This window comes from Deltaproteobacteria bacterium (genome assembly GCA_029860075.1).
GTDB lineage: Bacteria > Desulfobacterota > JADFVX01 > JADFVX01 > JADFVX01 > JAOUBX01.
In genome coordinates this window covers 101,622-118,211 of the sequence record JAOUBX010000001.1, presented here as the reverse complement: position 1 = coordinate 118,211, position 16,590 = coordinate 101,622, and the positions used below count along the sequence as shown (strand labels likewise).

Below are 16,590 nucleotides of genomic sequence, written 5' to 3'. Positions count from 1 at the left end.
CACCTTACCTCCGCAGCCACATTAAATACTTAATAGTAATAATAATTTTTAGCCGACTTCTCTGTTCCATTTAAAATAAATCCTGCTACTTTCCCCCGTGAAAGCGCTTTAATTGCCTGCGCAACGAGATCTTTGTGGGTCTTCCCCGCCTGAACAACAAGCAAAACATCATCTACCATTTTTGATAAAACATTCATATCAGCCAAAGGCAGCACCGGTGGGCAATCAATAATGACATAATCGAATTCAGACTTTAGTATTTCAATGATTTGAGGCATTTTGGGAGAGGCCAGAAGTTCCGTTGAATTTCTTACACTCATTCCCGAAGGAAGAACATAAAGGTTACTATCACTCAAAGGGTAGATTGCCTCATCAAGATCGGCCCTCCCGCTGAGAACATCAACCAATCCGCTGCCCCTAAAAGGCTGAAGATAATTTTCAGCAATAGAATTCTTCCTTAAATCCGTCTCCAGAAGAATTACCTTTTTCCTGAATTCCTCACTAATAATGTAGGCGAGGTTTAACGATGTCGTTGTCTTTCCTTCTCCCTTTATTGCGCTGGTCAGGGCAAAGACATTGTCATTATTATTCATATGAATTTGCTCGAGCTTTGTATAAAGAATGCGGTAGTGCTCTGCGGCCAGGGGATCACCGGCTTCCATAACGGCAAGGGGCTTTTTCAAAACAAGGCAATCCTGCAAACCGACCTCATCGCTTACAGCAAGTTCTGATTTCAAATTGCTATCCTCTGAAAGGGCTGCGCTCATGTTATCAAGTTTTCTATCATAAAGCCGCCGTGCTTCGGGATCCTTAAGCGTATGATATGCCTCTTTAATATTAGATACCTTCATTTCCTTCTCTTTTTCCGTATAAAGAGAATATATTGCGGCTGAATCCTGCCCATATATCGACATCGCTTTTTTATAGGCTTTTTCAAGCGCTTTCATATCGGCATCCAGCGAGAGGTCAAGAATCTCATAATAATTTTTCAGTTCATTTTTCAAAGCAGACCCATTGTTTTCATTTACTATTCACGTTATTAAACTTGGTCTTGAAAAAAGGCTCATTTATCATGCATCTTCTTCAGGCAGGCTTTCATCAACAGAGCCGGCTCACTTTTACTGAAGTCTTTTACGAGAGACATGCGTTTACGAAGCGAATCCCCGACGGTTTCATTGTATTTGATATGGCCAAGGTAATTCATTTCTATACTAAAATAGTCACAGCATGCCTGTTTCATTTGTAAACCGATATTTTCATCGGCTTTATTTTTCGTTTGATTAATGATGAGTGAAAAATCCATTTCTCCTATGACGGCATCAAGGTATTTCCCCCGGCCGTTATCAAGCGTTGTTAACCTTTCAAAAATTTCAATGATGGTCTTTGCCTTGCTGTTACCCGTCATTCCCAGGGCCGCGCAAAGGGCCCCTTTCAATTCATCGTCTTTCCCGCTGCTGACAAGCTGCTTTATCTGCCTTAAACAGAGGGCCTTTAAAAAACGATAGGTATTTTCAATGGATGTGGGCTCCGGCGTCGATATTAAAAGGGCCTGATCGGACATAAGAAACAGGTCCAGCATATGAGATGAAGTGCCCGGCCCCACATCGATCAAAATATAATCATAGTCAAGATTTCTTAATTCTCTTATGAGACGCCTCATGGCGCCCTCCTTGATATCCGCCACATCGAGAACATCATTGGCCCCGCTAAGAAGGTCCACATTATCAAATGACGTTTTACAAATAACGTCCCTGATATTTGAGCCCTCCCTTTTCAAAAACTTTGAGAAAGAATACATTCTTTGCCTGCATTCAATAAAGGTATGCAGATTTGCGGCGCCAAAGTCTGCATCGACAAGCAGCACTCTTTTCGATTGCATTGACAGCAGGGTGCCCAGGTTAGACGATATGAAGCTTTTTCCAATGCCCCCCTTCCCTCCGCCAATACACCATATACTGGAAGCATTCACATTCCGTTTTTTGTCACTTTCAGTCATCTTTTTATTAAAATTCTCCATGCCGGCGGCGCCGGTATTTTCCATTTGCAAAGAATTGATATTTAAATTGAGCACATTTTTCTTCATTAAACTAAGCCTTTCCACCGTTAACTACCTTCAACCTGCTTTTAATATTTTTTTCAGGCTTATCTTCAAACAGGGGGATTTGCCCTAAAACAGGCAATGAAAAAACACCGTCAAAATCCTCTGCTTTCCTGAAGGCCGGATTCATTAATTCAATAAGAAAAACAAGGGCCATACCGAGGCCGATACCAAGAGCCCCACCCATGGCGGCAATCAATTTTACATTCGGCTTAAAAGGCTTTTCCGGTAAATTGGCAGGGTCGAGGACCCTGAATTTTTCCCCTTTCTGCCTTTTTTCCAAATTCTCGGCCAATCGGGCGCTCAGCTTTTTTTCAAGCAACTGCTGGTAATTTTGAAAGGAAATATTATAATCTCTTGTCAAATCTGCCAGCCTTTGCTCATTAGAGGGCGTTTCTTCCACACGTTTTTCATAATGCCTCGTCTGTTTATTAATTTCCCATTCCCGGTTCATATATAATCGTATCTGCCCTTCCAACATCATTAGCTCACTATTTGATCCGGAAGACACTCCATTTCCGGCGGTTCTGCCTTTTTTGCCTTTCTTCTTCTTTTCTTCCGCTATCCGGGTTTCCAAATTCCTGATTTGTTCCCGAACAAGAATGACATCGGGATAGTTTTCTTTATACAGGGACAGCAATGATCTTTCTTCATTTATCAAGCCGGCCAGTTCTTCATTGAGGCGAAACAATATATCTCCCGTTCCTGCCGTCGGCGCCAACCTGCCCGCTGCATATTGAGCTTCAAGCAATAATTTCCTGTCTTTCGTGCTTTTAATGCTATCCCTCACGGATTGCAACTCCAACTGCAAACGGTCAAGCGTTCTTAAGTTGGCATTCAGCTGTTCAGGCAATGCCCCCATATGCTCCGTTTTAAAATCCGACAGCGCTTTTTCCTGGGCCTCAAGTTCAAGCTTGGCTTTTTTCAATTCCCCTAAAATAAAATCCGTCGTTCCCTCGGCATACTGCTCTCTTATCTTAAGGTTTGCATTAATAAACATTGTGGCCAGCGCATTGGTTACCTGCCTCGTTACTTCCGGGTCCTTCCCCGCAAAGCTTATGCTGAATGCATCTCCCGAACCTCGCCGTCTGCCATGCACATTCACTTCAATATTGGCTTTCATCTCTTCAATGAGAACTTCCATTACAGGAGTGCGATCCATTGAAAGACCGAGTTTATTTAATATTTTTTCCTTTAACCCGGGCTCCCTGGGGGCATTAAGGTTAAAATCCATGATGATACTTTCCAGGTTGGTCCTGCTCATTATTTGCTGACTTATCGTATTTAAACGCTGCGTAATGGGAGTAGCGTCTGTGGGTGTCACATATTGTTCGGAAACCTTCTGCTGTTCGACGAGTATTAAGGTCGTCGAACGATATGACTTGGGCATCATCAAGGCATAAGCGGCAGACAGAGGAAAAACCAGCAGGAAAGATATGACGATTATCCACTTTCTCCGGATAAAAGGCTCTACCTGATCTATCAAATTTTTATTCGTATCTGCTATCATCTTATAATCTCCATCCTTCGGGAGTGAATGCAATACTCAAAAAAAGGGCATTACTTTCCACTTCTCTCGTGAGCAGATCATCCGTCTTTTGTTCAAACCTTGTAACACCAAGATTGAGCATAGTCCATTCGCCCCTTTGCCAGCTGCAATTAAGACCATAACTGTAAGAATAGTTGTCTATCACGTCAGTGTCTTTACTCCTGCTTTTTGAATAACTCCCCTCAAGCGACCATGTGACTGTCCTTGCCCTGTTAATATGCCAAAGAAGAGAACCGCGATCATTAATGACAACCTCCGCCACCAAACCGCCGCTGTTTGTTACGGCTCTTGTATAGGCAAGGTCAAGAGAAGTCCGTCTCCATGATTTGGAAAGTCCCCCATTGCCGGTCCAGTCATAATCGGATTCCATGTCGGGCATATAATTCACGCCGGCAGTGAGGGTAAAAGTGAGTGATCTCGTTAACATTCTTGTTATGCCAAGGCTCATATTATGAATCTCCCGGTCATCAACATGAGAATCATTTTCATAGTTGAAAACCGTGTAAGCATAACTGAAATCCAACGTTAAATAGCGGCTCATCCTGTTTGAATAAGTCAGGGATAAGCCATCCGTTCTATCGTCAAAAAGCTCCTCATTATCATAAAGTGTCGTACTTTGTGATATGCCGATGCCTGATGAGGCCCTCTCACTAATAGTATAGGCCAAAGACAAAGCCGCGCTGTTTGTAATGACCGTGCCCCGGCCCAGCTCCATCTGATTTTCAAGGGCTTCACGGGAATCCTTTGTATAAATATAAGAATCGGAAAAAAACATGGATATATTCCTTGTAAGCTCTTTATCCATGGCCAGGCTAAAGGTGTGGCCTACATAGTTACGATCGGCATCTTTCGCATAGAGCCTCGAATTGAGGCTGTAGTTACCGGTAATTGAGAGGCCCTCCCATTCATTAAGGAGAGCAATCTGCGGATTAATCGATGTTTCGTAATCTTCGGAAGCCTCTTCATCAGTACTGCTCGCCTCAACATTACTATGGTATCGCTCACTAACGGCAAGAGAGGGGCTCAACGTCATCATTCCAAAGGCGCTCTTACTCATTAAATTTGATTGCATTAAAATAATCATTATTAGTAATAAGCCTGGTCTACGGGACAAAGAGGGTATCTCCCGGAATTAAGGTTAAATTGTTATCATATTTTTCACCGGCATCTACAATGTCATCAAAGTAAATGCGAATTTTCTTTTTAACATTACCGTTGTTATTCCCTTTTTCCCTGATCAAGACAATCCTGTTCTTTTTGGCAAAAGGCGTAAAGCCGCCTGCCATGGCGACGGCCTGAATAACCGAAGTCTTTCTTCTCAATATATACGTATCAGGCCTTACCACTTCACCGACAACAAAGACTCTATAGCTGTTAACCTCGCCGACAATGACGGAAACAACAGCGGCATTCTGATACTTTTTCAATTTTTCAATTATTATATTTTGCAATTCTGCCGGACTGAGGCCGGCGGCAATCACATCTCCAATGAGGGGGAGAGAAATCACCCCGTCAGGCCTTACTCTTACCACTTTTGACAAGTCTTCATTCTTCCAGACAGAGATTTCGAGAATATCTTCAGGACCGATAAGGTAAGCGGAAGGATTATTAGCCTTGCTCTCATCTGCTTCTTCAGCAAGCGCATTAGGCGCCGCAAAGATTAAAAGGATTGCAAAAAAAGCATAAGCAGCTATTTGGGGTCCTTTAATTTTATATTTTCTCATTTTTTCCTCCCTGCTCCCCATTACCGGCAAAAACGAATCCCTGTTGCCGATATGGACTTGTTTATTTTTTTTGACCAAACGATTTTAGCGGCTTTTTTAATATTCAATTCCCTTATTTCAAATAAGAAAGAAGTGTTAACAGGAATTTCGCTGCCTACATAAACGACCATAGCGCCATTGGGAGAATAATCTTTTAGTGTTACGCCCTTTTTTCGACCGTTAATGGTAAGTGTCATATCCTGTGATACTTCCTTTCTCTCTTCACATCTCTCTATGAGTACATAGCCACAATACACGCAAGGAGGAGAAGACTCTTTGCTGTTAGAATAAAAAACCTTGTTGCATTGGGGACAAATTCTTAACTCAATCATTAACTCATTCCTAAACTATTATGATTTCATTTTCACTTTTATGAGCACTCAAGTCAATTATACTACCGGATAAAAATAGTAAACGGCGTTGTAAACCTTTAGGTCTACACCAAACCAAATTAACCTGTGAATTCAATGACTTAGCTCTATATTTCAAGCTAAACCACCGGCAAAATGTATAAAAAAATTAGTTGCTAATCGAGAGATAAACCTGAAATTTCCGGATTCTTTAGGGCGTAGGTAATCAATTGGGGTCTGTTGCTAACTTCCAGCTTCTGAAAAATTCTGTGCAGATGTGTTTTAACGGTAGGCTCACTGATATAAAGTTTTTTTGCAATTTCTTTATTTTTATAACCCTTGCCAACGAGGGTAACCACCTCCTTTTCTCTTTTCGTAAGGACCTCTTTATCTTCACTCTTTATTGAGTTCATGCCTGTGAGAAGGTTCTTCACCGTCGCCTTATCAAACCAGACGTCACCTTCAGCGACTGCCTTAACTGCCTTTACAAGCAAATCAATGGAAGAATTACTGAGCACAACACCCTTGACACCTCTTGTCACAATGGCATGAGTAATATTATTTTCCCCGCATCCCGTATCAAAAAGTATCATTTTGATAAGACTTGACTCATCGAGGAAGGAAAAATCATTATAAAGGGCAGTAAAATCGAGTAAAAGAATATCCGGTTTAAGGGCTAAAGATCTTTTTGCTTCCTTTTTTCCGGGGGACGAAACGCTTTCCACCTTTATTCGGGGATCATTTTCGAGCAGCTTTTTTATCCCCTCGGAAAAGAGTTTATTACTGAAAGAAATAACGACACTTATAGACAATAGTTTTCTCCTCTAAGTTGAACAGATTAACTATCCTATCATAGTATATCAACAAATTTCCTTCAAAAAAAACATTTTTACTATTTATTATTGGATCACGGCCGACCTGTGACAGGACTGGAGTATGAGAAGAAATAAAGTATAGCACAAAATATTCAACCTTTCACAATAGCCCTTTACCACTGAATTGTGCCTGTCAATCACGCCATACCTTTCATTTATATTCCCAGTCAATATGAACCGTCAGGGAAGCGCTCATCATTCCGGCGGAGAAAAGGCATGATTTTTTAGAGGTTCCCTTAATTTCATTATACTACAATATCGAGTCAAAAGAGCCGTCACCTGAATGTGCTGACTTTCAATTCCCTGCCATCAGTAAAAAAAGTGACGGCGCCCGATTCATCGGTCCTTAAAAGAGAACTTCCCACATCCATGTAGCGTTTGACAATTGCTTTCTTCGGAAAATGAAAACGATTATTATGACCCACCGAAAAAAGCGCATAATCGGGAGAAACAGCCCTGACAAAAGCCTTCGCGCTCGATGTAAGACTGCCGTGATGACCAACTTTTATGACATCCGCCTTCAGATCATAGTCGCTGCTTAATAGTCTCCTTTCGCCTTCTTTTTCAAGATCTCCCGTAAAAAGGAAACTTTTATTACCGAAAGTCACTTTCATGACAATCGATCCGTTATTGATATCCGTCCCTGATCTGAATCTCATCACTCCCGGCGGCGGGTGTAAAAATTCTATCCTTACCCCTTCAATTTCAACAGGAGGGGATGAAGCGTTTATCACCTTTTTCAGGGTCCCTTTTTTTTCTGAAACATCCAGGATTTCACCATATATATCATCGAAGGGCGGCATGCCGTTGGTCCAGAGTTGACGGACTGAAAATTCCGAAACAATATGCAAAAGGCCATACATATGATCGGGATGGGGATGGGTAATGACAACGTAATCCAGCCTTTTTACACCCCGGGAAAGAAGAAAAGGCCTCAAAACCATGCGGCCCACATCAAAGGAATTATCATAAAACCCTCCCCCGTCGATAAGCATTGTTTTCCCCCGGGGAAAGCGTATAAAAGCCGATTCTCCCTGGCCGACGCTGATAAAGGTCACACTTAGCTTCCCTGACCATTCATCGTGCCCATTATCCGAAAATTTAAAAAACATAAAAGCAAGGGGAAGGATAAGCATTGCTGAAAAAGCGACTTTTCTATAGGAACTGAAGATTAAAATGAGAAGAAGATAATAAAAAACGATCTCATACCCTGATGGCGGGACAACAATGGATGATGAATAAGGTATGGATGAGATATGCTGAGCGAGCAGAATGGGAAGTTTCATAACAGCAGAGGCCGCGAAAAACATGACCTTTGCCGCTTCCATTGAAAATATTGAGAGAAAAAGAGCGAGACTTGAAAGAGGGACTGCAATAAAAGCTCCCGGTGGAATAATGAGGAGATTTGATATGACGGCAGAAAAAGAGACCTCCGTAAAATAGTAAGCAGTCAGGGGAGCCGTTCCCAGTGATGCTGCAATAGAGACAATGACAAAGGTTGCCATTTTGCTTTTCCAGTCTTTTTTTTGACTCTTCCTTCCTGTCCCGGGGAATCGCTCCAGTTTGGGAACAAGGTAAACAATTGACAAGACAGCAATAAATGAGAGCTGAAAGCCAACCTCAAAAAGAGCCGGCGGCCATATAAAGAGGATCACAAGGGCTGCAAAGGCGATCGTGTTATAAATATGCGCCTCTCTTTCCATGATAAGGGAAAAGAGGAAAATAACAACCATAATATATGCCCGCACGGCAGAAGTTGCCATGCCCGAGGCAAGGAGGTATATTGTAAGCGGAATAAGTGTCGCCATGGCAGCCCCCTTGCCTGCCAGGTTGTAAAGAAGAATACTCTCGGACCTTGAAAGCAACCACCTGAAAAGCCTGAAAAAGAAAAAGGCCACAATCCCCATATGGAGGCCTGAAATAGCCAGGAGGTGCGCTACCCCCGACTTTCTGAATGCCCTCATGAGATCTTCTTCAATATAGCCGCGGTCACCGATGCTGATGGCGGCAATAATCCCCCTCGACTCTTTTAAACTGCTTTCCTCAATGGCGGCGCTTACCTTCCGCCTGTATGAATAAACCCTTTCCCAAAGAGGACTGCCGCCGCCGATAACAGCCAGCGAATCATCATCTTTCAAATAGGATGTCCCATAGATTCCCCGTTCATGCAGATATTTTTCATAATCAAAGTGACCGGGATTACCGAAATTGCGTGGTTCCTTAAGTTTCCCCCTGAACCTGACCCTCTGGCCGGGCACGATACTTTCACCACCCCATTTAAGCGTAAGCAGTATGCGCCCCCTGACGACGGCTGCACTTTCCTTCTCAAAAACCTTTGCCGTCTCTATTAAGAGTTTTTTTTCAGGCCCCAGGTCATTTCTTTCCAGGACGGTTCCTTCAACGATTATCCTCCCCCGGCCCGCATATTGGCTTACATTTTCTTTTCCGGCATAAATAAAACCAAAACCTTGTGAGAGAAATAAACCGAGAGGGAAAAAGAGAAGAAAAAGGGCGTAAGGAAATATATCTTTAAAATAGAAGAAAGAAATAAGAAGCAGAAGCGAAAGGAGAGACAAAAGCTGAAGAGAGAAAATATATTCAGGCTCAAAAGTTTTCCCTGCAAAAAGTCCGGCAATGTAGAGAAAAGTTATGCTTATAAGGGGCCGGGAAAGGATGATGCGGGGAAGGGGATTAATCTTCAATCTTAACCTTTAAGCATTTTCCCGCCTTACTTTCAATCCTCGGCCTTCTAAGCCTCGACTCATAATCATTCAGTTCTTTCAAAATGCCGAGCTTCATCTCATCGATAATCTTTTCAAACTCGCTTTGCATATTGAGCATCTGCTCACGCATGTTTAAAATGACTTCCACACCGGCCATATTGACACCGAGATCATCGGTAAGTCTTTTTATCATCATGACCTTCTCAATATGCTCATCAGTATAGAACCGCTCCCCCTCTTCAATAAGGGGCTCAATAAGTCCCTCCCTTTCATAGGAAAGAAGGGTTACTTCATCGGTTCCCGTCATTTCAACAGCCTGGCTGATTATATAACCTTTCCTCTTCATCTTTCTAACTCCTTAACTTTCTGCCGAGAGCCCTGACAAGGTCCTCCGCCTCCCCGTCAAGGTTCTTCGGAATATTAACGGTAACAAGAACATACTGTTCTCCCCGCTTTCCACCGCCCATAGGAGGAAGACCCTTCCCTTTCAGCCTGAATTTCTGGCCATTTTGTGTCCCTTTAGGTATTTTCATACTTGCCTTGCCATCAATAGTAGACACTTCTATGGTGTCACCTAAAATAGCCTGCGGCACAGAGATAAGGGCTTCAACGGTAATATCCCGGCCATCCCTTTTAAAGCCCGCCTTATCCCTTATCTTCGTTTCAATATAGAGATCTCCCGATGGCCCGCCATGCCTCCCGGCATTCCCCTTTCCTGCCAGCCTTATCATGGAACCGTTATCTGCCCCGGCCGGTATTTTGACACTCAGCTTTTCATGCTTTGCAATCTCCCCCTTCCCTCCACAGGAAGAACAGGCCTCCACATTGACTCTGCCGGCGCCGTTACAGGCAGGGCAGGTCTGCTGCACCCTCATAAAGCCTCGTGAAAGGGCTGCATTACCACTTCCTCCGCAGCGGGAGCAGGTATCACTCTTGCCTCCCGGCTTCTCGCCACTGCCACCACAGCTTGTGCAACTCGTCGAATGATAAAAGGAGATATCCACCTTTTTGCCGGTCACAACCTCTTCCAGGTCAATTTCCATCCTGTACTTAAGGTCTTCACCTTTTTGAGGCGCAGCACGCCGGGCTCCGCCACGACCGAAAATCCCCCCGAAAATATCTTCAAATCCGCCTGTTCCCCTAAAGAGGTTTTCAAAATCCTGAGAACTGAATCCTTCAAAGCCGCTGCCGCTCGGCCTGAAACCTTCAAAAAAGCTGTCACCCATCGTATCGTACTGCTTCCTTTTTTCAGTATCACCGAGCACCTCATAGGCTTCGTTGATCTCCTTAAACTTTGCTTCCGCCTCTTCGTTGTTGGGATTAACATCGGGATGGTATTTTCTTGCAAGCTTTCTAAAGGCCTTCTTTATGTCGGCATCACTTGCCTTCTTATCTACTTCCAGCATTTTATAATAATCTTTTTTCGGCATCGAGATCTCTCTGGGTCCTTTTTAGTCACTAAATTTTATCAAGATGATATCAGCTTTTTAAAGTGACTTCAAATAGAGAAAAGGGGAACATTCATTGTATTTATGGAGGTAATTGGATTTTTTTACGGCTTCACCCAGGCCTTCCAGTCCTTTCTCCGATATCGTTTCTATTAACTCATTAAATATGCTACCTTTTTCTTGGTGGATCATTTCTCTTCCTCCTTTTATTAGTTTTGCTGAACTATTTAGGAGTACTAATTTGATCCACCTCTTTCAACCTTTAAATTGAATTTACAGAAACAATGCTACACTAACAATATGGGGTGAAGTACTTACCGTACTAATTAAAAAATACCTTTACCTGTAAACAAGTAGATTATAAGCTGTAATTTGTAATTCAGTTCCAAAAATGCTTAAATTACTATAATTTTTTAGAAACTAATTCAGTAATTGGTCTACTTTTACGAAGATAGAAGGAATTGTTTTGACTTAATATGTACATTATGTGTCTTTATAGCATTCGTTTAACCCAAAGCGCTTATTTACTGGTTGAGTTGATTTGTCGTGAATCTCTAAATGTATAGTAAAGGAACCTAGCCATTTGACTATGAGGGTATTATGAAATATACGTGTCTATATTTTTGTATTGCAGCCAACCTATTAGCACACCCTCCTGTAATATTTGCAAATCCGCCTTTATATGAAATTGTTGACCTGGGCATAAAAGATGCTACTCCAATTGACATCAACAACGAGTCTGAAGTACTTATTAACTATGGAAAAGAAATGTATGGCATCTGGAAGGATAATAAAATTGTTCGTCAAATCACACCAAGACCTGGTTATAGGTATACTAGCCTCAACGATCGTGGAGAAGTCCTAGCTAATAAATACATTACTAAGAAAACGGGAAATATGACCTATCAGGAAATAACTGCAATGTCGCTTTTTAATATAAAAGATCATAAAGTTTTCGAATATAATATAAGCGAGAAAGAAAGTCTTGATCCATCTCTGGAAAGCGCGTCATTAAATAATAAAGGAACTATATTAGCAAGTGAACATTATGCAAGGAAACATTTTACTTTTCGAAATAATAAATTGAAATCCTATACCCGTTTTGGTGATTTCGAATTTCTTTATATGCCTTTATTAACCGACCAGGACAGACTTGTTGGTGGAGGAAAACCTTATGTACCAGCCCCAATGGAGGGTCATGTTCTAAATGACTGGAATTATACTCCATACGATCTTCAGACACCAATTGCATGCTTAAACACCTCGAATCGACAATCAATAATTTATCAATACGATTTACAATCCGAGTCATTATTATTGTCGACAAAGTTACCAGGCCCAGGGGGTGTTTCGGCAAATAATTCCATAGGAACACTCGTTGGTGCATTCGCCACAAATCCTCCAGAAATAATTTATGCTAAGCCAGCAGACTGCCCCATATATATAGAAGAGGGAGACCCCAGATCGACGAAGATATTTACAATAGAGGATGGAAATATCCATATTTTTGAGGGAATGCTTTCCCCTGCCAGGCCAGACTACTATCAAGAATTTACACCTGTTTTGATTAATGATTCTAATATGATAGCTGGCTATGTTGTTGAATTTAAGGGTGCCTATACTGAATCTGAACCTGTACATTTTATTATGCATAACAATATTATGTCTCCATTGGATAAACTTTTGCCTATCGGAGAGAAGTTGAAAATCCATAAAATAGTAGCCATGAATAATAGTGGAGACCTTATTGTTCATAGTTCCAAGGCTGGATCCAGCGCAAGCCGTTTTCTTCTACGACCTATTGTCATGCGAGCTCCAGAACTTGTCTGGCCTGTACCGGGAACTGCAATTACAGAGGATGTTGTGACGTTCAAATGGAAAAGGAATGACATTGATGTTGAAGAATGGGATTTGATTATTAAATCCGATCATCCATCAGGTAGCCGTCTGCAACCTGCAGACATAAATAATTTCGCAAAAGATAATAGCGCTGTAGTGCGTCATTTGCCATTAGACGGCAGCAAAATAATCGCCCTTCTAAAATATAAAGTTAAAGATGCCGGTTGGCAAACCCGAGAATTCGTTTATAACATGGTAAATAAACCAGCAAGCAGTAATGCCAAATCTGCGTTCAAACTAAATTTAAGCTCATCCAATCCGCCTAAATCTATTGAACCTGACGATGATGATCTGCTACTGATCCGGCAAGGTCATAGGCTGGCGATATTGCCTGCCTACGGATATGCTACTCATGTTCCTGCTCCGGGTTTAGGGCACAGCCCGGCACATCCGCTTTTGGCTGTCCCAACAGGTGGCAAAGAATCACTACGTGTGTTTCATATGGGCAGGGGCAAAGGGCTTGCTAATGATACTGGCACTACTGATGCTGTTTATCCTCATGCAATTGCAGCTGTCAAAGAAGCTCTAAAAATTAACGAAATCAGTGGAGTAGTTATAAAGCACCTTCATGAAGATCATATCCGGCAAATCAAGCGTATTGTTTTGGAAGAAGGTATACTTGCACATAATATATATTACCCCGCTGTTTTTGCTACCAATCCTGATGCACCAGGATCTGGGTTTGCAAAAAGAATAACAGCCCTTGAAACTGAATTAAAGAAGAGTGGATTAGCTACTAATTTTAATGCCATACCCCAACCTGAAAATAAAAAAGGATACCATCATCTACATTTGGAAAATGACGTTTTACGAATTGATTTGTATGGCCTTAATCGAGTCTTCGCAAAGTTAAGAGAAGTCCGGTTAAAAGGAGAAAAACCGCCTAATGGGATAGGGGATGCTGCGAGTCTATTGATGTTTGTTACCCATAAACCCAGCGGCATACGATTCTTAGATGTGGGTGATGTAAGAAGTGAGACGTTATTGGAGTTTGAGCGTGCGATGGGAAAGGAATATCGGGAAAACGTTCGAAATGTACGTATTTTATTAGGCTTTCAGCATCATATGGGTAAATTGGCGAAAACCAGTGATGCACGCGGTGCGGCAAGACTAGTGCATCACCTCCATCACAACGGAGGTGATATCGATATTATTATTCAATCGAAAGATAGAGCCAGCACCTTCAGACTTAACCAAAGCACGTACCGAGCTTTGGTTGAATTAGGTTTTAATGTTCATATTGCCAAGGAACCTGGTCCCGGCAATAAGGTTGCTACATTAACAGTATTTTCAGATGGTGAAATTGTTAGGCGTGGCAAAGGGGTGGTACAAAGCGCTATTTCTTCAAATAATGAAATTCAGAGTGCTTATCGACGTTTGGCTCGGCTGCGTGAAGCGTTATCCATCCACGAGCAAAGTGGGAGACACCTTGACGAACGCTTGAATGAGTCCAAATTGAGAGAAGCCTACCGAAGTGTTAAGAGATCTCTTACCGCTTTAGAAAAGAAAACAACAGAAATAGTTGCTAAGGGTGCAACACCAGAAACCCTTAAAAAGAAAATCAAAAAATTGGTGAAAGATATTCCGATACCAGAAATTGTTGAGTCTTTAACAGTTCCCTATATGAGGAACATTCGTGAAAGGCACAGTTATTCTAACAATATAAAAAGATTTCATAAATTAATGAAAGTTGCACGAGAAACAGGGCGCATCACACCTAAACACCGAGATGTAGCTGTCTCCATGTTATGGCGAATTGATCCAAATTTAGCACATAAATTGGTCAATGGCAGTCATTTATCTAGAAAGGAAAAACAGAGGATATTAAGGCGTATACCACAATCTAAACCTCAGGCAAAGATAGCCAGAGCTAAAGCAGGGGCACTACTGGCATTGACGATAGCAGCAGAATTTGCTCAACAATATCAAAGGCTGAAATCCACTGAAACGGAAGACGAGGATACAACTCCATTCTTAAATGCTATTGACTGGTGGGCGCGTACCGGCATTGAACCCAAAGTTTTCGGGGTTGATGATTCTGCAATAGGGAGCTTAATAGAATACACACACAGCTTTAAACGAGTGCAAGAACTTTTTGATGATAATAATTTGGATTATGTAACTATTACTGAAATTCCAAGAAGTAAGAAAAATGATGAAGAAGGTTTTGTTGATAATTGGGATGCTTTTCAAATTTGGGCAGATTTGAACATACGTAATTATAGAGATTGGCACTTTTATATCAGTAGTAATGTCGCGGTTAAGTGGGATGGTTCGAAATATGCGTATAAAGCTGGTGATATAAATATGACAACATTCGGTCATGAAATTAAAGTAAAGTGGGTACCTAATGATCGTTTAACGACTATTTTGAAAGGTATTGAGCGGGATATGATTGATCGCACGGAAGCACAGATAGCACAAGTTCGTAAGGGACCGGTAATAATGCCATTGGAATCTGTCAGTGTTCCATATTACACACCCAGAAAAATATTCGAGGGTAAACCCAGGGCTATTAAAATGGCTAGATTTAAAAAAGAACTACAGGAGCGTTTGCTTTACATGCCTGATACACATCACCGATGGCATGGTTTTAGTGCAGCTGCGAAATTTTATGTATTTCCAAACAACTCAGTTTCAGAACAGCGCTATAAAGGTGATGTTGTAGTTGGTGGTGCTGATTATGATACTTATTCACATATGGCAGGAACTACAGTGAATAAATCTATTTTTAAAACATTTGAGGATGGAACTAAACAATTTGTCAAACTTATTAAAATACCGTACTTGGGTGAATTGATGTTTGCTAATGAAGATGATTTAGAGTTTTATGATCTAGACGACAATCCACTCAGCGCACCTACATCATTAAAGGTTGAGTGAATAAGCGCTCTGAGGTGACATTAATGGCCGAGGGTGGCTGGACTACTTTCATTATGGCAACTGCACGAAAGCCCCGTCCTCTTTGAGAGAGTATCAGGTAAGAAGGATTCGGATATACCTCCGCCGGAAGCACAATTATAACACTGTGCTAACCTGCATTTTGGAGTGGTGATTCTTTTGTGCTACTCAAGCACAAAAAAGTGCCGTGGAACACTACCCGGTGTAGCTAATCGTTATATTTTTATTCACTCAATCCCTTACCAATTAACCACCAGCGGAAGATCTGGCCTGAAATCCTGTGAACAACCCATATGATTCTCATTGAAAGTAACTTCTATTAAATGTTCTTTACCATTTACAATGGTTAACCTTTCAGCGTTTTTCACAATATCCAGAACATTCGACATTGGTTCCGATGGAGTATGTACCTTTACTTGAGTTATAGACTTAAATGTTTCGTTCTCATCAAGTCCTTTTGACATTCCAGGCTCAATAAATGGCATATATACACAGAGTGGTTCAACTATGCTCTTCGAGTTAGCCCCAATATGAAAAGCCCACGGCGCTTGAAAATAGACAGGTTCGTACTTCCATCCTTCAAATGGCATTTCTTGACTACAATTATCCTTTCTATTAAAAATAACCCCAAATGGTGAAGCGCTTGTATTTTTAGTCCGCTCTGCTAAACACATACCCTTCCCTGGACCGTTAACTGCCTCCTCTTCATCATGAACCCATAACAGCTCTAGAGTCCCGTTTGAGAAGTTAAAACGCCTGTTTGAAGTTCCTTGCCCTTCATGCTTGTTTCTTGTTCCCTCGCACATCCCAATTGATATCAATTTTTCCGCGACTTCTGCCTCAGGCTTAACAAGAATGAAAAAGTGATGGAGTTCCAAATTCATTTACTTACCTTATGGGTAACAAAAATATAACAACAACAATAAGGGGCCGCCAAACGTGCGGGCCGAGGCCTTTAAATTACCGCAATGTTACTGCGGGACG

At 41.7% G+C, this 16,590-nt stretch carries 13 protein-coding genes; 1 reads left to right on the top strand and 12 read right to left on the bottom strand.

All coding sequences use genetic code 11. The features are described from left to right. Positions 1–29: 29 nt before the first annotated feature. From OEV42_00525 to OEV42_00475, 11 genes are all read right to left on the bottom strand, one after another. Positions 30–1,004 carry a polysaccharide biosynthesis tyrosine autokinase gene (locus tag OEV42_00525; GenBank protein ID MDH3972734.1) on the bottom strand — a complete coding sequence of 325 codons (975 nt, stop codon included), beginning with the start codon at positions 1,002–1,004 and terminating at the stop codon, positions 30–32. Between the two features lie 59 nt (positions 1,005–1,063). Beyond that, a complete protein-coding gene (locus tag OEV42_00520; GenBank protein ID MDH3972733.1) occupies positions 1,064–2,083 on the bottom strand; it encodes an AAA family ATPase in 1,020 nt (339 codons plus the stop codon). A gap of 4 nt (positions 2,084–2,087) precedes the next feature. Further along, the gene (locus tag OEV42_00515; GenBank protein MDH3972732.1) at positions 2,088–3,608 is read right to left on the bottom strand and encodes a Wzz/FepE/Etk N-terminal domain-containing protein; all 1,521 of its coding nucleotides are present in this window, start codon (positions 3,606–3,608) and stop codon (positions 2,088–2,090) included. A 1-nt stretch (position 3,609) separates the two neighbouring features. Further along, positions 3,610–4,704 carry a hypothetical protein gene (locus OEV42_00510; protein ID MDH3972731.1) on the bottom strand — a complete coding sequence of 365 codons (1,095 nt, stop codon included), beginning with the start codon at positions 4,702–4,704 and terminating at the stop codon, positions 3,610–3,612. Positions 4,705–4,750: 46 nt separating this feature from the next. Further along, on the bottom strand, positions 4,751–5,371 hold the full coding sequence (locus OEV42_00505; GenBank protein MDH3972730.1) for a polysaccharide export protein: 621 nt from the start codon (positions 5,369–5,371) through the stop codon (positions 4,751–4,753). A 20-nt stretch (positions 5,372–5,391) separates the two neighbouring features. Further along, complete coding sequence (locus tag OEV42_00500; GenBank protein ID MDH3972729.1) at positions 5,392–5,742, bottom strand: PilZ domain-containing protein; 351 nt, start codon at positions 5,740–5,742, stop codon at positions 5,392–5,394. A gap of 194 nt (positions 5,743–5,936) precedes the next feature. Further along, entirely contained in the window at positions 5,937–6,572 is a 636-nt protein-coding gene (locus OEV42_00495; protein ID MDH3972728.1) for a response regulator transcription factor, read from the bottom strand. 338 nt (positions 6,573–6,910) lie between these two features. Beyond that, positions 6,911–9,337, bottom strand: a complete 2,427-nt coding sequence (locus tag OEV42_00490) for a DNA internalization-related competence protein ComEC/Rec2 (protein MDH3972727.1) — start codon at positions 9,335–9,337, stop codon at positions 6,911–6,913. Continuing rightward, positions 9,327–9,704: a MerR family transcriptional regulator gene (locus tag OEV42_00485; GenBank protein MDH3972726.1), complete on the bottom strand. Its 378-nt coding sequence runs from the start codon at positions 9,702–9,704 to the stop codon at positions 9,327–9,329. Before OEV42_00485 ends, OEV42_00490 begins: the two co-directional genes overlap by 11 nt. 4 nt (positions 9,705–9,708) lie before the next feature. Further along, entirely contained in the window at positions 9,709–10,788 is a 1,080-nt protein-coding gene (gene dnaJ, locus OEV42_00480; protein ID MDH3972725.1) for a molecular chaperone DnaJ, read from the bottom strand. Between the two features lie 57 nt (positions 10,789–10,845). Further along, complete coding sequence (locus OEV42_00475) at positions 10,846–10,998, bottom strand: hypothetical protein (GenBank protein ID MDH3972724.1); 153 nt, start codon at positions 10,996–10,998, stop codon at positions 10,846–10,848. A gap of 408 nt (positions 10,999–11,406) precedes the next feature. Here OEV42_00475 and OEV42_00470 point away from each other — a divergent pair, with 408 nt between their 5' ends. After that, positions 11,407–15,588 carry a hypothetical protein gene (locus tag OEV42_00470; protein MDH3972723.1) on the top strand — a complete coding sequence of 1,394 codons (4,182 nt, stop codon included), beginning with the start codon at positions 11,407–11,409 and terminating at the stop codon, positions 15,586–15,588. Between the two features lie 257 nt (positions 15,589–15,845). On the opposite strand, the gene OEV42_00465 is transcribed toward OEV42_00470, so the two are convergent. Beyond that, positions 15,846–16,490 (bottom strand): hypothetical protein, encoded by a 645-nt coding sequence (locus OEV42_00465; GenBank protein ID MDH3972722.1) that lies wholly within the window; start codon positions 16,488–16,490, stop codon positions 15,846–15,848. Between the last annotated feature and the right edge of the window lie 100 nt (positions 16,491–16,590).